This window comes from Streptomyces sp. NPDC091280, from assembly GCF_044768565.1.
Classification (GTDB): domain Bacteria; phylum Actinomycetota; class Actinomycetes; order Streptomycetales; family Streptomycetaceae; genus Streptomyces.
In genome coordinates this window covers 313,844-335,815 of record NZ_JBIVUZ010000008.1, presented here as the reverse complement: position 1 = coordinate 335,815, position 21,972 = coordinate 313,844, and the positions used below count along the sequence as shown (strand labels likewise).

22 protein-coding genes are annotated in these 21,972 nt (G+C 72.5%); 8 read left to right on the top strand and 14 right to left on the bottom strand.

What is annotated here, in order from left to right; translation table 11 throughout:
• The first annotated feature begins 158 nt into the window (after positions 1 to 158).
• Positions 159 to 1,208, top strand: coding sequence for a hypothetical protein (locus tag ACIQPR_RS25325; RefSeq protein WP_403652212.1), 1,050 nt, complete (start codon positions 159 to 161; stop codon positions 1,206 to 1,208).
• An 84-nt stretch (positions 1,209 to 1,292) separates the two neighbouring features.
• Here ACIQPR_RS25325 and ACIQPR_RS25320 read toward each other — a convergent pair whose 3' ends face one another.
• Positions 1,293 to 2,135 carry a DUF427 domain-containing protein gene (locus ACIQPR_RS25320; protein WP_403652209.1) on the bottom strand — a complete coding sequence of 281 codons (843 nt, stop codon included), beginning with the start codon at positions 2,133 to 2,135 and terminating at the stop codon, positions 1,293 to 1,295.
• Between the two features lie 276 nt (positions 2,136 to 2,411).
• On the opposite strand from ACIQPR_RS25320, the gene ACIQPR_RS25315 reads away from it, so the two are divergent.
• The 4 genes from ACIQPR_RS25315 to ACIQPR_RS25300 all read left to right on the top strand — a co-directional run bounded on the left by ACIQPR_RS25315 (position 2,412) and on the right by ACIQPR_RS25300 (position 5,304).
• Positions 2,412 to 2,900 (top strand): beta-class carbonic anhydrase, encoded by a 489-nt coding sequence (locus tag ACIQPR_RS25315; protein WP_403652206.1) that lies wholly within the window; start codon positions 2,412 to 2,414, stop codon positions 2,898 to 2,900.
• 148 nt (positions 2,901 to 3,048) lie between these two features.
• Complete coding sequence (locus ACIQPR_RS25310; RefSeq protein ID WP_403652204.1) at positions 3,049 to 3,219, top strand: hypothetical protein; 171 nt, start codon at positions 3,049 to 3,051, stop codon at positions 3,217 to 3,219.
• A gap of 141 nt (positions 3,220 to 3,360) precedes the next feature.
• Entirely contained in the window at positions 3,361 to 4,185 is an 825-nt protein-coding gene (locus tag ACIQPR_RS25305) for a DUF1684 domain-containing protein (RefSeq protein WP_403652201.1), read from the top strand.
• Positions 4,186 to 4,326: 141 nt separating this feature from the next.
• On the top strand, positions 4,327 to 5,304 hold the full coding sequence (locus ACIQPR_RS25300) for an ArsR/SmtB family transcription factor (RefSeq protein WP_403652198.1): 978 nt from the start codon (positions 4,327 to 4,329) through the stop codon (positions 5,302 to 5,304).
• 55 nt (positions 5,305 to 5,359) lie between these two features.
• Here the strand turns inward: ACIQPR_RS25300 and ACIQPR_RS25295 are convergent, their stop codons facing one another.
• The 5 genes from ACIQPR_RS25295 to ACIQPR_RS25275 all read right to left on the bottom strand — a co-directional run bounded on the left by ACIQPR_RS25295 (position 5,360) and on the right by ACIQPR_RS25275 (position 10,643).
• Positions 5,360 to 6,742: an NtaA/DmoA family FMN-dependent monooxygenase gene (locus ACIQPR_RS25295; RefSeq protein WP_403652196.1), complete on the bottom strand. Its 1,383-nt coding sequence runs from the start codon at positions 6,740 to 6,742 to the stop codon at positions 5,360 to 5,362.
• Entirely contained in the window at positions 6,739 to 7,839 is a 1,101-nt protein-coding gene (locus ACIQPR_RS25290; protein ID WP_403652193.1) for an LLM class flavin-dependent oxidoreductase, read from the bottom strand. Before ACIQPR_RS25290 ends, ACIQPR_RS25295 begins: the two co-directional genes overlap by 4 nt.
• A gap of 296 nt (positions 7,840 to 8,135) precedes the next feature.
• Complete coding sequence (locus ACIQPR_RS25285; protein ID WP_403652190.1) at positions 8,136 to 9,368, bottom strand: 4-hydroxybenzoate 3-monooxygenase; 1,233 nt, start codon at positions 9,366 to 9,368, stop codon at positions 8,136 to 8,138.
• A gap of 53 nt (positions 9,369 to 9,421) precedes the next feature.
• On the bottom strand, positions 9,422 to 10,195 hold the full coding sequence (locus tag ACIQPR_RS25280) for a maleylpyruvate isomerase family mycothiol-dependent enzyme (RefSeq protein ID WP_403652187.1): 774 nt from the start codon (positions 10,193 to 10,195) through the stop codon (positions 9,422 to 9,424).
• An 85-nt stretch (positions 10,196 to 10,280) separates the two neighbouring features.
• A complete protein-coding gene (locus ACIQPR_RS25275; RefSeq protein WP_403652184.1) occupies positions 10,281 to 10,643 on the bottom strand; it encodes an STAS domain-containing protein in 363 nt (120 codons plus the stop codon).
• Positions 10,644 to 10,814: 171 nt separating this feature from the next.
• On the opposite strand from ACIQPR_RS25275, the gene ACIQPR_RS25270 reads away from it, so the two are divergent.
• Positions 10,815 to 11,312, top strand: a complete 498-nt coding sequence (locus ACIQPR_RS25270) for an ATP-binding protein (protein WP_403652181.1) — start codon at positions 10,815 to 10,817, stop codon at positions 11,310 to 11,312.
• Positions 11,313 to 11,322: 10 nt separating this feature from the next.
• Here ACIQPR_RS25270 and ACIQPR_RS25265 read toward each other — a convergent pair whose 3' ends face one another.
• The 3 genes from ACIQPR_RS25265 to ACIQPR_RS25255 form a co-directional block, all read right to left on the bottom strand.
• Positions 11,323 to 12,066, bottom strand: coding sequence for a class I SAM-dependent DNA methyltransferase (locus tag ACIQPR_RS25265; RefSeq protein ID WP_403652179.1), 744 nt, complete (start codon positions 12,064 to 12,066; stop codon positions 11,323 to 11,325).
• A 59-nt stretch (positions 12,067 to 12,125) separates the two neighbouring features.
• Positions 12,126 to 12,998 (bottom strand): alpha/beta fold hydrolase, encoded by an 873-nt coding sequence (locus tag ACIQPR_RS25260; protein ID WP_403652177.1) that lies wholly within the window; start codon positions 12,996 to 12,998, stop codon positions 12,126 to 12,128.
• 287 nt (positions 12,999 to 13,285) lie between these two features.
• On the bottom strand, positions 13,286 to 13,771 hold the full coding sequence (locus tag ACIQPR_RS25255; protein ID WP_403652174.1) for a MarR family transcriptional regulator: 486 nt from the start codon (positions 13,769 to 13,771) through the stop codon (positions 13,286 to 13,288).
• 160 nt (positions 13,772 to 13,931) lie between these two features.
• Between ACIQPR_RS25255 and ACIQPR_RS25250 the strand changes: the two genes are divergently transcribed.
• A complete protein-coding gene (locus ACIQPR_RS25250; RefSeq protein ID WP_403652171.1) occupies positions 13,932 to 15,083 on the top strand; it encodes a PP2C family protein-serine/threonine phosphatase in 1,152 nt (383 codons plus the stop codon).
• A 65-nt stretch (positions 15,084 to 15,148) separates the two neighbouring features.
• Positions 15,149 to 16,342 carry a PP2C family protein-serine/threonine phosphatase gene (locus ACIQPR_RS25245; RefSeq protein WP_403652168.1) on the top strand — a complete coding sequence of 398 codons (1,194 nt, stop codon included), beginning with the start codon at positions 15,149 to 15,151 and terminating at the stop codon, positions 16,340 to 16,342.
• Between the two features lie 111 nt (positions 16,343 to 16,453).
• Here the strand turns inward: ACIQPR_RS25245 and ACIQPR_RS25240 are convergent, their stop codons facing one another.
• The 5 genes from ACIQPR_RS25240 to ACIQPR_RS25220 all read right to left on the bottom strand — a co-directional run bounded on the left by ACIQPR_RS25240 (position 16,454) and on the right by ACIQPR_RS25220 (position 21,791).
• Positions 16,454 to 16,942 carry a MarR family winged helix-turn-helix transcriptional regulator gene (locus tag ACIQPR_RS25240; protein WP_403652165.1) on the bottom strand — a complete coding sequence of 163 codons (489 nt, stop codon included), beginning with the start codon at positions 16,940 to 16,942 and terminating at the stop codon, positions 16,454 to 16,456.
• A 142-nt stretch (positions 16,943 to 17,084) separates the two neighbouring features.
• Positions 17,085 to 17,534: a response regulator gene (locus tag ACIQPR_RS25235; protein ID WP_403652162.1), complete on the bottom strand. Its 450-nt coding sequence runs from the start codon at positions 17,532 to 17,534 to the stop codon at positions 17,085 to 17,087.
• Between the two features lies 1 nt (position 17,535).
• Complete coding sequence (locus ACIQPR_RS25230) at positions 17,536 to 19,182, bottom strand: ATP-binding protein (protein WP_403652160.1); 1,647 nt, start codon at positions 19,180 to 19,182, stop codon at positions 17,536 to 17,538.
• 85 nt (positions 19,183 to 19,267) lie between these two features.
• On the bottom strand, positions 19,268 to 20,494 hold the full coding sequence (locus ACIQPR_RS25225; protein ID WP_403652157.1) for a PP2C family protein-serine/threonine phosphatase: 1,227 nt from the start codon (positions 20,492 to 20,494) through the stop codon (positions 19,268 to 19,270).
• 271 nt (positions 20,495 to 20,765) lie between these two features.
• Positions 20,766 to 21,791 (bottom strand): Ppx/GppA family phosphatase, encoded by a 1,026-nt coding sequence (locus ACIQPR_RS25220; protein ID WP_403652154.1) that lies wholly within the window; start codon positions 21,789 to 21,791, stop codon positions 20,766 to 20,768.
• Between the last annotated feature and the right edge of the window lie 181 nt (positions 21,792 to 21,972).

The window sequence follows — 21,972 nt, the reverse complement described above, 5'->3', positions numbered from 1 at the left end:
CAATCAGGCCTGTGCCCGGATGTGTGACCTGCGGGCGTCACACGGTTGGCGTATCCGCGTGGCGGTGCGGACGGCGGGCGTCTACTACTGGACAGGATCAGCTGGTTCATCGCGCTTCGGGGGGCGATAGCAGCATCACCCTCTTCATGGAGCCGAGCATGACCACCCGCTCTTTCCCGCCCAGCCCGGACCGACCCGAGATACCTCACGATCCCCTGCACAGCCTGGTGCACGCCGCCGTGGCCGACCGGCCGTTGGAAGAGGTCCTCCAGCTCATCACGTTGCTGGAGCAGTCACCGAAGTACGCGCAGACCACCGTCGACGCGCTGCGGGCGATCGGTGTGGACCGGTCCGTGGAGGACGTGACACGCCTGGTGACCCTGCTGACCCGGCCTCCGCGCCATCCCGACTCCGCCGACGAGACGATCCGCGCGGCGGCCGAGTCCCGGCCGGTGGAGGAGGTCACCCGGCTGATGGCCCTGCTGCACCGGGCTCCGCTGGAACCGCACTGCGGCGAGGAGGCGGTACGGGCCGCGGCCGGCCGGCCCGTCGAGGAACTCGTCCAGCTGATCGGCCGCCTGTCCGAGGACCAGGACACCCCCGCCCCGACCTCCGCAGCCGCCCCGGACCGGTCCCCCGCGCCGGCCACCGCCGACTCGGAGGCGACCGGACCGGTCCCGGAGCGCAGCCACGAGCCGGAGCCCCCGGGTGACCGTCCCGCTCGCCGACGCCGTCCACGGCCTTCGCCCACGGTGCCGCGTCGAGCCGAACTCCCCACCTGGCTGCGGCTGTTCGCGGCGACGGCGCTCGTCCTGTGCGGGCTGTCCTACTTCCCGTCGCACCAGGACGGGGCCTCGTCCGCCGCCTACGGTTTCATGCTCGGGGTCTCCCTCCTGTGCGTCCTGCTGGCACCGGCGCTGGTCGTGCACGGCGGACCGGTCGTGCTCGCCGTCTCCACGGTGCTGCCGGCCGCGCTGGCGGCGGTCCAGCTGTTCGACGGACGGTTCCACTCCACGCGACTGTCCGAGGCCCTGAAGATCACTGTCGCGCCGCCCTGGTTGGCGGGCCTGATGGCCGTCCTCGCGGCGCTGGCGGCACTCACCGCGCTGCTCACCCTCCTCACCGCGCGGAGGTTCGACCGGCAGCTCGCGCTTCCGGACCGTACCGCCGACCGGACACCGGCCGAGGCGAACGGTTCATCTCACTAGGGCCGTTCCACCGTCCGAAGGCTCAACGGGCAGTGGCGTCGGGGCTGTTCACGACGCCACTGCCCGCAACCGCACGGCTCCTGCTCATCCCGCTTCCTCCAGGGTCAGCGACTCGGTGAAAGGTGTGACGGGACGCTCCACGGGCTCGTCGTCCACGGTGATGTCGACCACCTCGTTGTAGAAGGCGAGCAGGTCCTTGACCGCGCCCACCGCCGGCAGCGGCTCCGGATAGCTCCAGATGACGTTCGGCGGGACAGCGGGCCCACCGGACGTACCGGCACCGCCGTTCCCGCTCCGCCAGGACCAGTACGTGGCGGTCCCCTTGTAGGGGCACCCCGTGCTGTGGTCGGTCGGTTCGAAGAGGTCCAGGCGGACGTCCTCGCGCGGGATGTAGTACCGGGTCGGCAGGCCCGTCTCGAAGACGAGGACCGGACGCCGGGTGTCGGCGACGAGCGTGCCGTCGATCTCCACCCGGACATGGCGGCTGCTGGGGAGGGCGTCCACCCGTTTGTGCGGGTCGCGGGGGTGGACGAAGATCTCCTCGTCCTCCTCGTACCAGTGGTCCAGGCCGCGCCCGACCCGCCGGAACCACTCGAAGGCGATGTACCCGGCGAGGTCCTCCCCGGGGAAGGTCCACGCCGCGTTCTCGACCGACAGGCCGTCGATTTCGAGGTCGTAGAAGATGTCCGATCCGGTGTGTGTGCCGGTCGGGGGGTTCTTCGCGGGGCGGAGCAGGTCCTCGCGGATCTCGTCGTGCGGGAAGGCGTAGAGCGGTACCGGGACTCCGGGCTCCCAGACGAGGACCGGGTGTCTGCTGTCCACGACGGTGACGTCTCCCTTGAGGCCGCGGACCCGGCGCCGGCTCGGTTCCCACAGCAGTCCCTCGGGCGTGGTCCTGACGTCTCGCGCGGTGGGGAAGGTGCTCATGGGCGTTTCTCCTTCGGCTCGGGTCGGGCGTGCCCCGGTGTCAGTCTGGTGTGGCGCGCGGGCGGGCGGCGACCGGGCGGGGCCGCACCGGCGTTTCCTTGCCAGATGTCGGCTCCGGAAGGTTCACTGGTCGGGTGCCGACCTTCGCCACCACGCTCACGGGCTTCTGGCCCTCGCGTCGTGCCTACGTTTTCGATGTGTTCTGTCGCTGCGCGCCGGTCCCGTCCGCCGCTCCCGCACCGCACCTGTGACACCACACGAGAACCGAGGTCCACCATGTCCGTGACCGATGAACTGCTGGCCAACAACGCCCGTTACGCGGAGACCTTCGAGGGTCCGCTCCCGCTGCCTCCCGCCAAGCACCTCGCCGTCGTGGCCTGCATGGACGCGCGGCTCGACGTGTACGCGATCCTCGGCCTGAACGAGGGCGAGGCCCACGTCATCCGCAACGCGGGCGGGGTGGTCACGCAGGACGAGATCCGCTCCCTCGCGATCAGCCAACGGCTGCTGGGCACCGAGGAGATCATCCTCATCCACCACACGGACTGCGGGATGCTGACCTTCACCGACGACGGCTTCAAGGCCGCGATCGAGGAGGACACCGGCATCCGTCCGTCCTGGGCGGCGGAGGCGTTCGGCGATCTGGACACCGACGTACGGCAGTCGATCGCCCGCATCAAGGCCGACCCGTTCATCGTCCACAAGGACGGCATCCGGGGCTTCGTCTTCGACGTGGCCACCGGGAAGCTCAACGAGGTCGGCTGACATGCGACTTCGCAGACGGCGAGAACAACCGCCTCGCGTCGAAGCGCCCAACTCGCCGGAGGCACTGATCCGTTCGGTCGCCGAGAGCCTCACGCGTCGGGCGGTCGTCGCCGGCGGACCCGTGAGTTCACTGACCACGGTCGTCGATATGATCGAGAACGACGAGACCGACATGGCCATCGACAACCTCGCGCACGTGATCGTGTGCTTCCGCCTCTCCCTCCGCCCCGCCGAGTACGACCGGCTCGTGGCAGCCGCCGAGCAGTTGGACGCGGTGGACTCGCTCACCGACCTGGACGTGGAGCGGTTCGTGAGCTGACGGTCCGCTCGGGCGAGGCGCGCCGCATGACGACACGAAGCTGTCACACATGGCCGGAATCCCGCGCCGGTCCACCGGGGTTGACAGGGGTACGACCCGGTTGCGAGGCGGCCGAGAGCCTCGTGCGACGAAGGAGCGACCATGACCGTTGACCTCACTGCGACGGATCTTCAGGCCTTCGCCCAGGAGTGGCTGGAGTGGTATCGCGGTCAGGAGGAGCGGCTCGCCGCCCCGCACGGATTCCTGGCGATCACCGGACTGCACTGGCTGGACGACCGGCCGCAGCGGTTCCCGGACGCGCCGGGCGCCTGGTGGACCGACGCCGAGGGGGTGGCCGTAGCGCTGGACGACGGTGAGGAACTCGTCGTGGCGGGGACGACCGTGCGGGGCGAGTACCGGTTCGGTGTGCTGGCCGAGCGGGGCGGTGTCGACGCGGTGTGGGGCGACGCCGTGATCGAGGTGGCGCGGCGCGGCGGGTACGACATCGTCCGGCCCCGGCATCCGGACGCGCCGCTGCGCACCGCTTTCGCCGGTACCCCCGCGTACGCGCCGGATCCCCGCTGGGTGGTGCGCGGACGGTACACGGCCTTCGAGACACCGCGCCCGACGACCGTGGGCGCGGCGGTCGAGGGTCTTGAGCATGTGTACGACGCTCCGGGCCGGGTCGACTTCGAACTGGACGGGCAGCCGCTGGCCCTCACGGCGTTCCCCGGACGTGGGCCGGGCTCGCTGCTGGTCCTGTTCACGGACGCCACCTCCGGTGTGACGACCTACGCCGCGAACCGGGCCCTCGCGCTCGCCCCGCCCGCCGATGACGGCACGGTGGTCCTGGACTTCAACCGGGCGGCCAATCTGCCGTGCGCCTATACCGACCTGGCCACCTGCCCGCTGCCGCCGGCGGAGAACCGGCTGCCGGTGGCCGTCGAGGCGGGGCAGAAGATTCCGCGGGAGCGCGGCGGGGCCTGACGGCCGGGTCACGGCGGCACCCGGCTCGCCCCGACAACCAAGCGGGCCTCTGAGCCGTCACTTTCAGTGGCCCGCCCGTTCGGTGCGGCCGTGACCCCCCACCGATCACTGCGCCCTGACCACGCGCGGGAATGAGGCCGTATGCTCCGAATCCACTTCACCTCGCGGGATCTGGAGAACATCCGGATCGCCCGTCAACCGCACGCGCTGTGGGAACTCGTGTGCGGTGTCTGCCGGTTGGACAGCCGACAGGGGGCGCTCGAATTCGGTCACTGGCGCCGTTCGGTGCGCGACCGGCTGGCCACGGACCCGCGGGCGGGGCGGGCCCTGCTGCCGTTACAGACGCTGATTCCGGCGGTGGGCTACATCCCCGACTTCCTGACGCCGTCCGTCACGGGCGGCAGTCTGGCGGGCGGTCTGGACGAGGTACGGGCCACCTCCCGCACCCGGTTGACCGCCGAGCTGTCCCGGCTCGCCGAGTCCCGTCCGCTGCCGTCGTGGGTCTCCACCCTCGACCGGCCGGGGACCAGGGCCCTGGGGGCGTTGACCCGCGCGCTGGAACTGTCCTGCGGGACACTGCTCGAACCGTACTGGCCCCACGTCCAGGCCGCCGTCTGCGACGACGTGGAGCTGCGGGCCCGCGCGCTCCTCGACGGCGGCACCTCCGGACTCCTCGACAGCCTGCGCCCGCACGCCCGTTGGCACGCTCCCGTGCTGGAGGTGAACTACCCCGTCGACCGCGAACTGCATCTGGAGGGGCGGGGCCTGCTGCTCGTCCCGTCCTACTTCTGCTGGCGCAGACCGACCGCGCTCGCGGACCCCACGCTCGGGCCGGTACTCGTCTATCCGGTGGCCAAGCAGCCCCTGGAGATCGTCCGCGCGAGCAAGAACGGGCTGGAGCGGCTGCTCGGCCGTACCCGGACGGTCGTTCTGGCGCATCTGGCCAGCCATGGCGCGCGGACCACGTCGGAGGTGGCCTCGGCGGCCAACATCGCGTTGCCCAGCGCCAGTTACCAGCTGGGGGTGTTGCGCGACGGCGGTCTGGTCGCCAGTCACCGGGAGGGCCAGTCCGTACGGCACTCGGCGACACCCCTGGGCCTGCGGCTGCTGGAGCGCTGACGCAGACCTGCGGTGGCCACCGTGGGCGGGAGACGGTGGCCACCGGGGTCGTCGGTCAGGCCGCCCCGCGGCGGGTGAGCGGTGCGCGCAGGTCCAGGTGTTCGCGCAGGGTGGTGCCGGTGTACTCGGTGCGGTAGACGCCGCGTTCCTGGAGTTCGGGGACGAGGAGGTCGACGATGTCGTCCAGGCCGTCCGGGATCAGGTACGGCGTGACGTTGAAGCCGTCGACGGCACCGTGCCGGACGAAGTGGGTGAACCTGTCGGCCAGTTGGGCCGGGGTGCCGACGTGGCCGCGCTGGGGGCCGAGCGCGATGACGGTATCGCGCAGCGACCAGCGGTTCGCGTCGGCCTTCTCCCGCCATTCGGTGACCACTTGGCGCGGATCGGCGATGCGCCGGGCGCCGAAGGAGCCGTCGTTCTCGGCGACGACCGGGTCCTCCTTGGGCAGCGGTCCGTCCGCGTCACGGCCGGAGAGGTCGATGCCCCACAGCAGGCCCGCGATGCCCAACGCCGTTGCCGGGGTGACCTGTTGGCGGCGGATCCAGCGCTTCTTCTCCAGGGCCTCCGCCTCGGTGGCGCCGATGATGATCTCGGTGCCGGGGAGGATGCGCAGGTCGTCCTCGGGGCGGCCCGCGACCCGCAGCCGGGACCTGAGGTCGTCGGCGAAGGCGAGCGCGTCGTCGAAGTCGTCGCCGTGCGCGGAGAAGATGACGTCGGCGTTGCGGGCGGCGAAGTCGCGGCCCTCGGCGGAGTCACCGGCCTGGAAGATCACCGGGTGTCCCTGGGCGCTGCGCGGCAGGGTGGGTGCGAGGTCGACGTCGAACTGCGCTCCCCGATGGCGGACTTGGCGTACGGCACCGGGTGCCGCCCAGGCCGGCGCGTCGGCGGCGCCCGCGACGGCGGCGTCCGTCCAGCCGTCCCAGAGGGCGCGGGCGACGGTGAGGAACTCCTCGGCGCGCCGGTAGCGGTCGGCGTGGTCGAGGTAGCCGCCGCGGCGGAAGTTGGCGCCGGTCCAGGCGTTGTCGGTGGTCACCACGTTCCAGCCGGCCCGGCCGGCGGAGAGCAGGTCGAGGCCGGAGAGGCGGCGGGCGAGGTCGGCGGGTTCGTTGAAGGTGGTGTTGGAGGTGCTGACCAGGCCGATCCGCTCGGTGACGGCGGCCAGCGCGGCGAGTTGGGTGATGGCGTCGGGCCGGCCGGCGACGTCGAGGTCGTGGATCTGTCCGTCGACCTCGCGCAGCCGCAGCCCCTCCCCCAGGAAGAACGCGTCGAACAGGCCGCGTTCGGCGGTCTGGGCGACCCGCCGGAAGTTCGCGGGGTCGATCTGGGAACCGCTGGCCGGGTCGGACCAGATGGTCCAGTGGTTGACGCCCTGGAAGAAGACGCCGAAGTGGAGCCGGGCGTCCGGGCGGGGCACATCGAGGGGGTCGGTGCGGGTCATCGGGCTTCCTCCTGGACGGCCGCGGCGGCGTAGCGGTTCGCGGGCCGGTCGAGGCCCAGGTGTGTGCGCAGGGTCGCGGCGGGCAGGGGCCGTAGGGCGTGGCGTCGTTCGAAGAGGTGGGGCAGGGTGAGCCGGGAGAGTTCCGGGAGGTCCTCGTCCAGGACCAGCGGGTGCAGCCGGACTCCGTCCACCACTCCCCTCAACTCGCCGAGCAGCAGCGCGAGTCCGGCGGCCGAGCCGATGTGGCGCAGCCGTCCCCGGTCGGGCCAGGGCGCGTGGCGTTCGAGGTCGGCGACGCGTTCCTCGGCGGTGGCGTGGGAGGTGTCGAGGGCGACGTCGATCTCGGCGAAGGCGAGGGGTGTGCCGGCACCGGCCGCGCCCGAGGCGATGTCCGCGCGGTCGCGGCCCGCGACGAGGGCGATGTCGAGCTGCCCGGCGGGCACCCGGTCGGGGTGGCCGAGGACGACGAGCTGGCCCTGCGGCGGGCGCGGCACGATCGCCGGGCCCTTCACCGTGTACGTGTCGGCGGTGAAGTCGACGTAGTGCAGCCGCTCGCGGTCGAGATAGCGGCTGGTGGCGACGGAGCGGATGACCGCGTCGTCCTCCCAGGAGTCCCACAGCGCGCGGACGACCTCGACGCCGTCACGGGATTCGCGGGCGCGTGCCGCGGCTCCGTCGACGAGCGGGCGACCCCACACTGAGGCGGCCTCGGGACGTGTCTCCTCGCTCACCACCCACCCGGCGCGCCCGACCGAGATGTGGTCCAGGGACGCCAACTGGCTGGAGACGTGGAACGGTTCGGCGTAGGTGAGCGGCACGACCGGCGCGACGCCGACGACGCTCGTCGAGGCGGCGACGAACGCGGCCCGTTCCACCGCGCCGATCCGGCCGAGGAGGTCCGGGCCGGTGCCGGGCGGGAGCGCGCCGTCCTCCAGGGTGAGCAGGGTGAACCCGGCGTTCTCCGCGTCGGCGGCGACGCGCGCCACCCGGCGCGGGCTCAGCAGTTGGTCGGGCGAGTGGGCGGCGCGGCGCCAGGCCGCGGGATGGGCGCCGTCGCCGTCGATTTCGAGGGCGAGCCGCAGAGCGGAGCCGGACATGGGTGTTCCTTCCGAGAACGCGTCGAGACGGACGGCCCGTGGGGCCGGCGTGGGTCAGGGGCGTACGGAAGGACAGACGGCGGAGGCGGTACGGCAGTAGTCGACGTGCCGGCGGGTGATCAGCCGCGCGCCCGGGACGGCACCGCGAGATGCGGCGTCGCATGCGCGCATGGGGCCTCCCCCCGTCCGGGAACGATCGCCTCAACCTACGTCGTCGGGCCCGGAAGATGTCAAGAACATTAGATGTACGCGCATACGCGGCGGCTCGGCGTACGGCACCCGCGCCGTCGCCGATGTCAGCGCGACGGCCCGGCGCCTTCGGTGAATTCGAGGCCTGTCATGAGTTCGGCGAAGGCGCGGGCCGCGCCGGGTGCCGTGAAGAGCCGGTCGAGCCGGGCGCGGGCCAGGCCGCGCCGGAACGGGCCGGAGCCGGTGGCGTCGCCCGCGTCGTGGAGCATGGCGGTCATCCAGTGGGAGAACTCCTGGTCGTTCCAGACGCGGCGCAGACAGCGCTCCGAGTAGGTACGCAGGCCCGTGTCGTCGTGCCCGTGGACGGAGTCCCGTACGGCTCGGGCGAAGAGGTCGGCGTCGTAGAGCGCGAGGTTCATGCCCTTGCCGCCCATGGGCGAGACGATGTGCGCCGCGTCGCCGACGAGGTGCAGGCGGCCGTACTGCATGGGGTCGTGGACCAGGCTGCGGAGCCGGAAGATCTCGCGGTCGGTGATCGGGCCGGAGCCGAGCCCCGGGTCGCCGAGCCGGGTGCGCAGGGCGTCCCAGACCCGGTCGTCGGGCCAGGCCTCGGGGAGGTCGTCGGGCGGGCACTGGAGGTAGTAGCGGCTGGTGTACGGGCCGCGCGGGAAGTGCGCTGCGAAGCCCTGCGGGCTGACGGCCAGCAGCGGGTGGGCCGGCGGCGGGGCGTCGGCGAGGACCGTCAGCCAGCCGATCCCGTGGTCGAAGGCGTACGGCGTGAGGGCCCCTTCGGGGACGGAGGTGCGGCTGACGCCGTGGTCGCCGTCGCAGCCCGCGACGAACTCGCAGGCGAGGGTGCGCGGTTCGCCGTCCGGGGTGCGGTAGCGGACGGTCGGCCGTTCGCCGGTCAGGTCGTGCAGGGAGACGTCGGCGGCCTCGAAGCGCAGGTCGCCGCCGTTCGCGAGGTACTCGGCGGTGAGTTTCTGCACCAGCATCTGCTGGGGGCAGAGGCGGGCGGTCGGTCCTTCGGAGCCGTCGAGGTCCGAGACCAGATGGGGTTCGCCGTCGACCCGGAGTTCGAGGATGCCCTCGTGCGGGACACCGCCCAGGACGCGGTCGGCGAGTCCCCAGGAGTCGAACATGCGGACGGCGCGGGTCTCGACGATGCCGGCCCGCTGGCGCTGTGCCACGTACGCGCGGGTCCGGCGTTCGAGCACGACGCAGTCGACGCCGCTCTGCTGCAACAGGTTCGCGACGGTCATCCCGGCTGGACCCGCGCCGATCACGACCACGGTCGTGGACTCCGAAGCCTGGCTCAACTGCCGTGCGCTGTCGGCCACTTGACCACCTCCGGAGTCACCCTAGCCGAGCGGGTCCGGCTTTCGGCGCTCCGCTACGCCTCCGGGTCCCAGGCGATGAGCTGGTCGAAGAGCCGTCGCTCGCCGTCGTACTTCAGGGAGTCGACGTAGGTACGGCCGTACAGGAAGAGGACGATTTCACCGGCCGTGCCGCGGGCGGAGGCGTAGGCGGTGCCGGCGGGAATCGGCGCCGACGCGGGGACGGGAGTGGCCGTCGCGCCCGCGTCCGAGAGCGCGAGACGCCAGGAGCGGCCCTCGGTGGCGTGGTAGTCGACGGTGGCGACGTCGTGCGGCCAGGCACTGGTCGTCGCGCAGCAGGTGAACAGGAACTCCTCGACACCGTCCACCGCCGCCTCCTCGGGCAGCGGCTGCGGCTCGCCGGCGGTGATCTGGGCGTCGTAGGTGTGCACCATGGCCTCCTGGACCTGGTGCCGGGCGACGGCGCCGGAGGTCTGCGGGGACTGGGAGTCGGCCCACCAGGTCCAGCAGCCGCGGTCCGGGCCGAACTCCCGCAGCGCGTCCAGCAGTTGCCGCGTCGACTCGGCCGACCAGGCGATCAGTTCGGCGCGCTCGCGGGGTGCCTCCGAGGGGGCGGGGGTCGCCCGGCTGTCGGCGGGTCCGGCGGCGACGATCGCGGCCCAGCGGCGGTGCACGGTGCCCAGGTGCTGGACCAGGTCGAGCAGAGTCCAGTCGGGACAGGTCGGGACCTGGGCGTCGAGGTCGGGCGCGGCGGCGACCGCGGCCCGGAACGCCGTCGAGCGTTCGTCGATCAGCCGCAGCAGGTCCGCGAATTCGAGAGTCTTCGTCACGTCGGATGTCTATCACCGCGCTCCGCCGGCAGGACACCAATTTTCCCGGCCCCACCTGCGGAAGCGCATCGCGCCACGCCAACGGTCAGGGGGCGAGGGCCTGTTGGACCGTCGGGTGGCAGTCGATGACTCCGTCGATGCCGACGAGCTGGATGATGCGCAGCACGGAGGGGGTGGTCCCGGCCAGTCGCAGCCAGCCGTCCGCGCGGGCGAGTTCGTGGTGGACGGTGAGCAGGACGTTGATGCCGCTGGAGTCCATGAAGGTGACCTGGCGCAGGTCCAGGACGACATGCGGCGGGGCTCCGGCCGACAGGTCCAGCGCCTCCCTCAGCGAGCCGGCCGTCTGCTGGTCGATCTCTCCGGCCACGGCCACGACCGCGACGCCGTCGACGACGTCGGTCCTGACCGACAACCGCCCCGGCTGCCCCGGCTGTTCGGTGTCCACCATCTGTCCTCATACACAAGTCGGCGAGCGCTACGGATCAGGACTGTCATCCGAAGTGCTGCCCCGCATCGTACGGTTGATGCCCCCGTCCGGTGGAGCAGACGGAGAATGACGGAGTGGGTGCTGCCGCACGGGGTATGCGCGGGGCACGCAGAAGGCGGTGAAACGATCCGGATGGAACCAGACTCTTCGGAGGACGACGACACAGCGCCGCAGGCCAGGGCCAGGACTCGGCCCATACGGTCCACCGTGGCCCTGGACGGCGACGGCTCGTGCATCGCCGAGGCCCGGCGGCTGGCCGCGGTGTTCCTCACCCGGGCGCGGGCCGAGTACGGGCTGCCGGTGTCGGCGCGCGCCATGGATCTCACGCAGCTGGTGGTCAGTGAACTGGTCACCAACGCCCGCAAGTACGCGCCCGGTCCGGTGCTGATGGATCTGCGGATCGTCGACGCCCTGGTCGAGGTGGAGGTGTGGGACTCGGACCCGGTGCTGCCGGTCGCCCGGGACGCCGACGCCCAACGGGTGGGCCAGCACGGCCTGGAGATCGTGCGGGCGGTGGCGCGCGGTGTCGAGGCGCGGCGCGAGCCGGTGGGCAAGCGCATCACCGCGCGCATCGCGCTGACGGACGGCCCGGAGGCGGGCGGCAGCGGCGAGGGCCCGCGCCCGGTCTGAGCCGGGACGGTCAGGGCGCGGCCGGGAGGCGGTAGACGGAGACATGGGAGGTCGACTCCGCGGTGAACGCGGACTCCTCCCAGTCCGCGTGTCTCGACTCCAGTTCGAAGCCCGCCAGTTGGGCCATGAGGTCGAGTTCGGCGGGCCAGATGTAGCGGTGCGGGCTCAGGGCGAGCCGCGCCCGCCCGGTCCCGTCCAGCCGGAAGTGGTGCGACACGACGTGCTGGTCGAGGACGTCGTAGGTGTCCAGCGCGATGTAGTCGGGGTCGGTCCGCCAGACGGTGGCCCGCTGGCCCGGCGGCAGCTTGCGCAGCTCGGGCACCCACAGCTCGATCAGGAACCGGCCGCCCGGTGCGAGATGGCGGGCCGCGTTGCGGAAGCACTCGACCTGCGCGGCCTGGGTGAGCAGGTTCGAGATGGTGTTGTAGACGAGATAGACGAGGCTGTACGTGCCCGGGACGACCGTGGTCGCCATGTCGCCGACGGTCACGGGGAGGGTCGCCTCGTCCGCCTTGGTCCGCAGTCGCTCGACCATCGGCCGTGACAACTCGATGCCGGTGACGGGGACTCCGCGCTCGGCGAGCGGCACGGCGACCCGGCCGGTCCCGACGGCGAACTCAAGTGCCGCGCCGTCGCCCGCGAGGTGGGCGAGCCGGTCCACGGTCGGCCCCAGGACCTCGGGCGCGAACATGCCGGTGCCGGGGGTGTCGTACCGCCGGGCGGTGTCGGTGTCCCAGAGCTTCTCCTGTTCCATTCCGTCAACGCTCGCCTCCGGGCGGCGCGTTGTGCAACCGATTTCCCGCCCGGGGAGGGCTAGAGGAACGCACCGATGCGGTCGGCGAGCCGGGGCCAGAGTTCCTGCGGGAGGTGGTGTCCCATGCCGTCGACGATCAGCAGTTCGGCGCCCGGTACGGCGGCCGCGGTGGCGTGGGCGCCGCTGACGTCGCACACGCGGTCGGCGGCGCCGTGCACGACCAGCGTGGGCACCCGCAGGGAGCGAAGGCGTTCGGTGCGGTCGCCGGTCGCGACGACGGCGAGGCCCTGGCGCTGGATGCCGAGCGGGTCGTAGCCCCGGTCGAAGACCCGTCCGGCGCGGTCGGCCGCCGCCCGCGCGTCGAACGCGAAGCCGGGGGACGCGGCGAGCCGCAGCGCGCTCACCTGCCATGCGACGAACGCCTCCCGTTCCGCCGGGGGTGCGCCCAGTCCGGCGAACAGGGAGAAGTCGGCCTCGCCCACGCCGGGCCGGCCCGTCGTGGACATCATCGAGGTGAGCGAGCGGACCCGCTCCGGGTGCTCGATCGCGATCATCTGGGCGATCATGCCGCCCATCGAGGAGCCGACGAGGTGCACCGCGTCGAGGCCGAGCGCGTCGAGCAGGCCGACGGTGTCGGCGGCGAGGTCGGAGAGCGTGTAGGCGGCCGTCGAGAGGTCACCGGCCAGGGCCGCCGCGAAGTCCGGCACCGGCGCGTCGGCGCAGTGCGTCGACCGGCCGGAGTCGCGGGTGTCGAACCGGACGACGTGCGCGCCCCGGTCCACCAGGGCTTGGCAGAAGCCCTCGGGCCAGTTGATCAGCTGCGCGCCGGCTCCCATGATCAGCAGGACCGGCGGTGCGTCGGGGTCACCGAGGCGTTCGTAGGCGATGTCGATCCCCGACGGGCCGACGTTGCGCGCTGTCTGTTCGGGCATGGGCGAAACGGTAGCCAGCGTGCGGGCGGCAAAGATCGCACCACGGTCCGAGGTTTTTCGCCCGTCCCCGCGGTTACGGTGGAAGCGGCCAGGAGGTTCGCCCGGAGTGTCGTGGTCGGCGCACGTGACGTGTCTCGCAGGAACGGCAGGTCTGACTCCGCCGGACGCGGGCATCCGTGAGCAGGTAAGGAACCCCGCGCTTCCCGGACGACCAGAGGTGAACCATGACCGACGAGACCGAGTACCTCTCACCCCACGGAGCCCACTCCGTGCGCCGGGCGGCTCGGTCAGGCGGTGCGGCGGCCGGAGGACTCGTCGTGGTCGTGTATCTGCGCCGACGCCACCGCGCAGAACGCCTCCAGGCCGGTCAGCAGGGCGTTGCGTCCCGCGGCCGGCATCTGTGCCAGCACCTCCCCCAGCGCCTCCTCACGACGGGCCCGCAGGTCCGCCAGGAAGGCCCGCCCCAGACCGCTGAGATACAGGCGCACCTCGCGCCGGTCCGTGGGACTCACCTCGCGGTCGACGAACCCGGCGGCCTGTAGCCGGTCGCAGAGCCGGCTGGTCGACGGCGGGGTCGAGGCGAGGTGGTCGGCGAGGGTGCGCAGGTTGATGCCCTCGTGGTGCTCCAGGATGAACAGGACGCGCAGCTGCGACGCGGACGCGGGCGCGGTCGAGGCGCGCCCCCACAGGACTTCCAGCAGCTCCGCGGCCGTCGAGGTGACGCGCGCGACCTCGTCGGATTCGGGGCGGGGGTGGATGGACGTCACGATCACACTCTCGCAGGCACAGGGACGGCCTCCAGCCTACTAGGCACGCGCGACGGACACAGATGGACGAGTCGAACCGCGGCGCCGGGGCCACACGGCCCAGCCCGGAGCGGGCGACGCGTTCTCCCAGCGAGAGATTGGCATATCTACGATCGTGAACAGATTCATGGCTGTCGAACGGGCCCTACGGACCGCGGCTCCGCACGAGCTGCCCGACGTGGTCGGCCGGGAACTGGTCGAGCGCTACGCGGCGGACTCCGTCGAGCTGCTCGTGGCCGACTACGGACTGACCGTGCTGCAACCCGTCACCGAGCTGCCGCACACCCTGCCGCCCGTCTCCCTGCACAACACTCCGGCCGGGCGCGCCTTCGGCGCCCAAGAGCCGTTCGTGGAGGGGAACTTCGGGGACGGCAGCGTGTGCGTCCACCTGCCGATCAGTGTGCGCGGGGACCGCATCGGCGTGCTCTCGGTGACCATGCCCGGCGGGGACCACGCGCGGGAGTGCCTGCCCGAACTGACCGAGCTGGCCGAGGTGTTGGGACACGAGGTGCTGGTCGCCGAGCGCGACACCGACCTGTATCTGCGGGCCCGGCGCAAGGACCGGCTCACCCTCGCGGCCGAGATGCAGTGGCAGTTGCTGCCCGGCCGCTCGTGCTCGCGCCCCGAGTTCGAACTCGGCGCCCAACTGGAGCCCGCCTACGCGATCCACGGCGACAACTTCGACTGGTCCGCCACCGCCGACCGCCTCACGCTCTACGTCTCGAACGGCATGGGCGAGGGCATCGAGGCCTCGCTGCTGACGAACCTGGCGGTCAACGCTCTGCGCAACGCGCGCCGCGCGGGCATCCCCCTGGCCGATCAGGCGGCCCTCGCGGACCAGGCGGTGTACGCCCACTACCGGGGCCGTGGCCATATGTCGGTGTTGATGTTCGACTTCGAACTCACCACCGGACGGGCGCGGGTGGTGGACGCCGGGTCGCCCCAGACCCTGCGGCTGCGCGACGGAGTGGTGGAACGGATCGAGTTCGACGCGCAGTTGCCGCTGGGCATGTTCGAGGAGACCGACTACATCGAGCAGGAGTTCCGGATCGAGCCCGGGGACCGGATCCTCTTCGTCAGCGACGGGGTCTACGCCGTCGCCTCGCCCAAGGGTGAGGAGTACGGGGACGCGGCCCTGGCGCGGGCGATCCAGCGCACGCGGCTGCTGCCCGCCGCACAGGTGCCCAGGGCCGTCCTGCGCGAACTGACCGGCCACCGCGGCACCCCCACCCCCGACGACGACGCTCTGGTGGTGTGCCTGGACTGGCGTGGGCGGTGAGGTGGCCCCGGCCGTGTCCCGCGCCCGCCGGTGTGGCGCTAGTGTGCAGGCACTGAGCCGGAAGGGTGAACACCGTGAGCACTTCTGAGCCGCTCCCCTCGGTGGAGAGCGCGTTGCGGTCGGCTCCGTCCGACGCCCTGGTGGCGACGGCCCGCCGTCTCCTCGGCGACCGCGCCGGGGCCCGCGAGGTCACCCTTCTCCTCGCCGACTACGCCCTGCGGACGCTGCGCCCGGTGGACCCGCTGCCCGGCACCGAAGAAGCGGTGTCCGCCCAGGACGGCCCGGCCGGGCGGGCGTTCACCGGTCAGAGGCCGGTCGTCGAACCGGCTGCCGAGGGGACCGCCGTCGTCCATGTGCCGGTCTCCGTGCGTGGCGACCGCCTCGGCGTGCTCTGCGCCCGCGTCCCCCTCCCCGACGCCGGTCCGGCCGGGGTGGGCCGCATCGCCGCGTTCGCCACCGCCCTGGGCCACGAGATCGCCGCGGCGGAACGCGACACCGACCTGTACCTCCTGGCCCGCCGCTCGCGGCGCCTCACGCTGGCCGCCGAGATGCAGTGGCAGCTCCTGCCGGGGCGGGGCTGCGAGCGCCCGGAGTTCGAGATCGGCGCCCATCTGGAGCCCGCGTACACCGTGGGCGGCGACAACTTCGACTGGAGCGCCGACGGCGACCACCTCACCCTGACGGTCACCGACGGAATGGGCCGCGGTGTCGACGCCGCGCTGCTGACCGGTGTCACGGTCGGCGCGCTGCGCAACGCCCGCCGCGCCGGCCTGTGCCTCGCCGACCAGGCCCGGCTGGCCGACCAGGCGGTGTACGCCCAGTTCGGCGGCAAGGCGTACGCCTCCACGCTGCTGCTCCGCTTCGACCTCGCGACCGGCACGGTCCGGGCGGTCGACGCCGGTTCGCCCCGCCTCTACCGCCGCCGCGGCGACACCGTGCGGCACATCGAGCTGGAGGCGCAGCTCCCGCTCGGCATGTTCGAGGAGACCGCCTACGACGAGCAGATCTTCTCGGTACGGCCGGGGGACCGTCTGGTGGCGGTGAGCACCGGAGTCCACGGGGCCCGCTCACCGGAGGGCGGCCTGTTCGGCGAGGAGGCACTGCGCCGGGCGCTCGACACCGCTCCGGCGCGCGCTCCGCAGGAGGTCGCGCGGTCGGTGGTGGCGGGTCTGGTCGCACACTTCGGCAGCTCCGACCTGACCGCCGACGCGGCCGTGGTGTGCCTGGACTGGCACGGCCGCGATCCGGCCGCGTCCTGACCGTCACGTCCTGAGCATCACGTCTTGACCGCCGTGTCCTGACCGTCACGTCTTGACCGCCGTGTCCTGACCGCCGTGTCCTGACCGCGTGACCTGACCGCCGCGTCCTGATCAGCCGCCCGGGGCGGGCGGCCCGCGCCGCCGTGCCGCGGCCAGTGCCCGCAGGCCGCGCTCCAGGGCCGCGCGGTCGTCCGGTTCCATCGCGCCCACGACTTCCGTCAGCGCCCGGGACCTGAGCGCGGCGACCTCCGCGAGCACGTCACGGCCGTGCGCGGTGAGGCTCAGCCGTATCTCCCGGCGGTTGTGCGGGGCCGGGTCCCTGAGGAGCAGCCCGGCCGCCTCCAGCCGGTCGCAGAGCCGGCTCACCGTGGGCAGTCCCGCGTCGAGGCGGTCGGCCAGCAGGGTCAGGTTCGCGTCCGGTGCGGCCTCCAGGGCGTGCAGGGCGCGCAGTTGATGCGGCGAGAGCCGCACCGACGCGTCGGCCGCCGCCGAGGTCCACAGCCCCGTCAGCCCGTCCACGGCGTCGGCGATCCGGCCCGCGACGGCGTCCGCGACGGCCGCCCGCGACCCTTCCTGGTCGACCTCCCCGTGCGCTGCCACTGCTTCGACACCTCACGGAAGTCGACAGTGTGGTGGTACGTCGCTCATGCGGTTGCTCTACCCGGGTTTCCGGCACCCAAGCAGCCGACTCGCGCTCGGGGCGGAGCACGGCGGGGTCCCGTCGGCGCACGACCGCGGCGCGTCAGACGGAGCGATGGGGCAGGCGGACCACCTGCACGAAGAAGTCGTCGATCTGGCGGACCGCGGCGATGAACTGGTCCAGGTCGACCGGCTTGGTGACATAGGCGTTGGCGTGCAGCTTGTAGCTGCGGAGGATGTCCTCCTCGGCCGACGAGGTGGTCAGCACGACGACGGGGATGTGCGCCAGTTCCGGATCGGACTTGATCTTCTCCAGGACCTGACGGCCGTCGTACTTCGGCAGGTTGAGGTCGAGGAGGATGAGGTCGGGCCGCGGGGCACCGGTGTGCACGCCGCGCTTGTAGAGGAAGTCGAGGGCCTCCTCGCCGTCCCGGGCGACATGGAGGGTGTTGCCGATCTTGTTGTCCTCGAAGGCTTCCCGGGTCATCAGTTCGTCGCCCGGGTCGTCCTCGACGAGGAGGACGTCGATCGGGGTCGCGTCGCGGAGGGTCATGTCAGGGCCTTCTCGTCATCGGTGACTGCGGGATCTTCAGGTGGCCGACGGCTTCGGCGGTGCCTTCGGCGGGGTCCCCGGCCTCTTCGGCGGCGGGGAGCGTGAAGCAGAAGCGGGTGCCTTCGCCGACCGTGGTGTCGATCCAGATCCGGCCGCCGTGGTGTTCGACGATCTTCTTGCACAGGGCGAGTCCGATGCCGGTGCCGCCGTAGGCGTCGCGGCTGTGCAGTCGCTGGAAGATGACGAAGACCTTGTCGGTGAACTCCTCGGGGATGCCGATGCCGTTGTCGGTGACGGACAGGCGCCACATGCCGGGGGTCTCGGGGTCGGGTCCGCAGGTGACGGACACGTGCGGGGCGTGCTCGGGCCGGCGGAACTTGAGGGCGTTGCCCACGAGGTTCTGCCAGAGCATGGCCAGCAGTGTCGGGTCGCCGACGGTGTCGGGCAGGGTCTCGGGCCGGTCGATCCGGGCGTCCGACTCCTCGACGGACGCCGCCAGGTTCCGCAGCGCCTTGTCCAGCGCCAGGCCGAGGCCGGCCTTCTCCCGGATGTCGTCGAGGCGCCCGACGCGGGAGAAGGTGAGCAGGTCGTTGATGAGGATCTGCATGCGTTTGGCGCCGTCGACGGCGAAGTCGATGTACTGCAGGCCGCGTTCGTCCAGGCTGGTCCCGTACCGCTTCTCCAGCAGCTGGCAGAACGAGGCGACCTTGCGCAGCGGCTCCTGAAGATCGTGCGAGGCGACGTAGGCGAACTGCTCCAACTCGGTGTTGGAGCGGCGCAGTTCGACGGCCTGGGCGTCCAACTCGGCGGCCTGGCGGCCGAGTACCTCCTCCTTCTCGCGGGAGGCGTCGAGTTCGGCGACGATCCGTCTGCGCATCGCCTCGACGGCTCCCGCCACGGCGGTGAGGTCGGCCGGTCCGTCGCCGTCGATCCGGCGCGCGAAGTCGCCCGCCGCGGCGCGTTCCGAGGCCTTGGTCAGCGCCTCCAGGGGACGGGTCACCAGCAGGCGTACGAGGACGGCGAGGGCGACGCCGGTGAGCAGGAAGGCGGCGACCAAGGCGCTCAGGACGAGGTCGCGTACGGTCCGCTGGTGGGCGAGGTGGGCGTGGCCCTCCTTCACGGCTCCGGCGAGGTCGGTGTTCTGCTTGGCCCAGAGGGAGCGCAGTCGGTCGAACCTGTGCTTGCCGCTGTCCACGGTGGCCTGGTCGACGGTGCCCGGCCGGCCGGGGGTGACGGCGGCGGCGAGCGGCTCGGCGTAGTCCTGCCGCCAGGCCGCGGCGGCGCGCTCCACCGCCCGCAGATCGGCGAGCAGTGCGGGCCGGTCGCGGAGTTGGGCGCGCAACCTGGCCGCGGAGCGGGCCTCGTCCTGCTTGCCGCTGGTGTACGGGGCGAGGAACTGCTTGTCGGCGGCGATCGCGTAGCCGCGGACACCGGTCTCCTGGTTGACCAGTGCGGCCTGCAATCGGTACGCCTCGGTCTGGGCGGGCTGCACGCGCTGGAGCAGGTCGTCGGTGACGTCGGCCGTCCGGCTCAGCAGGTTGGCGCCGATCGCGGTGCCGACGACCACCAGCAGCACCATGAGCGAGAGCGCGAGGAAGAACCATCCCTGCACCGTCAGCCGGCGCCCGATCCGCGTTCTGCCCGCCATGTTCCTCACCGTTCGTCTCGTTCCGGCACCCTCTCGTCCCGCCTGCTCGTTCCCGGCCGGGTGAATCACGTCCGGGGCGGCTGTCTCATGTCCAGTGCAGATGCATCACGGCCACGTCGTCCGCCAGCCCGCCCCGGGTCTCGGCCAGGGCCTCGGCACTGGCGATCAGTTCGTCGACGAACGGCGCCGGGGCCAGTGCGGCCCGCTCCCGGGCGAGCCGCAGCAGGCCGTCCTCCCCCAGGCGCTCCGAGCCCCGGCCGACGTGCCCTTCGAAGAGTCCGTCGGTGAAGAGGACCACGGCCGCGCCCGCCGGTACGTCGAGGTCGGCGACCGGCCAGTCCCCGAGGCCGGGGACCACGCCCAGTGCCGGGCCGCCGGGCACCTCCACCCATTCCACACCGCCGTTGTCCCGCATCAGCAGTCCGTGGTGGCCGGCCCGCACCACGCGGGCGGTGCGCTCGCCGGGGGCGGCGGTGAGGCAGACCAGGGTGGCGAAGATCTCGCTGCGGATGCGCTCGGCGACGAGAAGTTCCTCCAGCCGGGCCACCTGTTCGGCGCCCGTGACACCGCTGAGCACGAGCGTGCGCCAGGCGATCCGCAGCGCGACGCCGAGGGCGGCCTCGTCGGGGCCGTGTCCGGAGACGTCACCGACCATCGCGTGGACCGTGCCGTCGACGCTCTGCACGATGTCGTAAAAGTCGCCGCCCAGCAGCGCCTGCGCGCGGCCGGGACGGTAGCGGGCCACCGCTTCGACGCCCTCGCCGCGCAGCAGCGGCCTGGGCAGCAGCCCGCGTTCCAGGCGGGCGTTCTCCTGGGCCTGCATCCGGCTGGCCTGGAGGGCGACGGCGGCCCGCTCGGCCTGCTTGCGCTGGATCGCGTAGCGCACCGAGCGTCCGAACAGGCCCGGTTCGACGCGGCCCTTGACCAGGTAGTCCTGCGCCCCGGCGGCGACGGCGGCGAGTCCGGTCTCCTCCTCGGCGAGACCGGTGAGGACCACGACGGCGGCCCGTTCGGCGCCCGCCCGTACCCGGGAGAGCGCCTCCAGGCCCTGGGCGTCCGGCAGATGCAGGTCGAGCAGGACGCAGTCCGGTACGTCGGCGGCGAGCGCCTCGGCGGCCTCGGTCATCGACCGCACCCACTGGAGGCGTATCTTCAGCGCGCTGTCGGCGACCAGTTCCTCGACCAGCAGCGCGTCGCCCGCGTCGTCCTCGACCAGCAGGACGGAGGGCTGCCAGGCGACCCAGGTCTCCGGCCCGGCTCCCTCGCCACCCACCGACAGCAGGTCGTCGGCCCGTGGCCGTGGCACCACCATGGCCCTGCCCTCCCCACCGCGCCGGCTCCCGTGAACATAGTTGCCGTCAGACAACTGTCGAGAGCATACCGGTAGGCGGGGACGTCCCGTACCCGGTCGGCGAGCCCGGCACCGGAGCCGCTCGACGCGCCCGGCGACCGGCGTTGTCGAGGGTACGACGGGCCGCCCGGGATCGGCGCCGAACCGCCTCCTTCGTCGCCGAACCGTAGGAGAGGCGGAGGTTCGCGCGGTTCGGCGCCAAGGGGCGGCCGGGTGGGCGGAGTCCGGCGCGTCAGCCCTCCGCGCTCGTCGGGCGCGGCCCCGGCGCGATCCGCAGCGCGGCCCCTCCCGCCGGTTCCGCGTCGGCGCTGCGGCGGGTCAGCTCGGTCCACCACGCCCCGCCGTCCTCGATGTAGCGCAGCAGGATTCCCTCGCGGATGCCCCAGGGGCAGACGGTGACGGTCTTGATGCCCGTCAGCTTCATCACCGTGTGCCCGACCACGGCTCCGGCCAGGCTCTGCGCGGCCCGCGGCGCCGAGACACCGGGGAGCAGGGCCCGTTCGGAGGCCGCGAGGGCGGCCAGCCGGTCGAGGCCCACCCGCAGCTCCGACCGCACCAACCTCCGCTCCACGAACGGACCTTGGCGACCGGGCGCGGCACCGCACAGCCGGGCCAGCTGCTGGAAGGTGCGCGAGGTCACCACCGTGGTGCGCGGCCCCTCCCAGCGGATCCGCGCCGCCACGTCCCGCAGTTGGTGCCGCACCTCACGCCGCATCGCCTTGACGGTCTGCTCGGGCGGCCGGTCCTCATCCGGCAGGAAGTCCCGGGTCAGCCGGCCCGCGCCGAGCGGCAGGGACGCCACGAAGTCCGGCAACCGCCCACGCCCGAACGCCACTTCGAAGGAGCCTCCCCCGATGTCGAACAGGGCCAGCGGCCCGGCCCGCCAGCCCATCCAGCGCCGGGCACCGAGAAACGTGAGCTCGCCCTCCAGCTCCCCCGGCAGCGTGCTCAGCCGTATCCCGGTCTGCGCACGCACCGCGCTCAGCACGTCGAGCCGGTTGGGCGCGCCGCGGACGACCGCCGTCGCGAAGGCCAGTGGCCCTGCCGCGCCCCACTGCCGGGCGGTCTCCTCGGCGGCCGACACCGCCTTCACGAGATGGCGTACGGCTTCCTCGGGGATCTCGCCGCCCGGCCCGACGCGCTCGGAGAGCCGCAACTTCCACTTGGCGGTGTGCACCGGCAACGGCACACCGTCCCCGACATCCGCCACCACGAGCCGCACCGTGTTCGACCCCACATCCACCACGCTCATTCGCATGAGCCGGTGAGTACCCAAGGTGCGCGCTGTCAGTCGCCGGTGAGCGTTGGCTTTGGTCACGTCGGAAACGCCTTGCGCGCGCGAGGCCGACCGGCTCTCCCCCTGCCGCCGGACGAACAGGGTCGAGCAACTCAGGACCGCGCCGGGACACGACGTCGCCTCGACTCCGAACTGCCCTTTG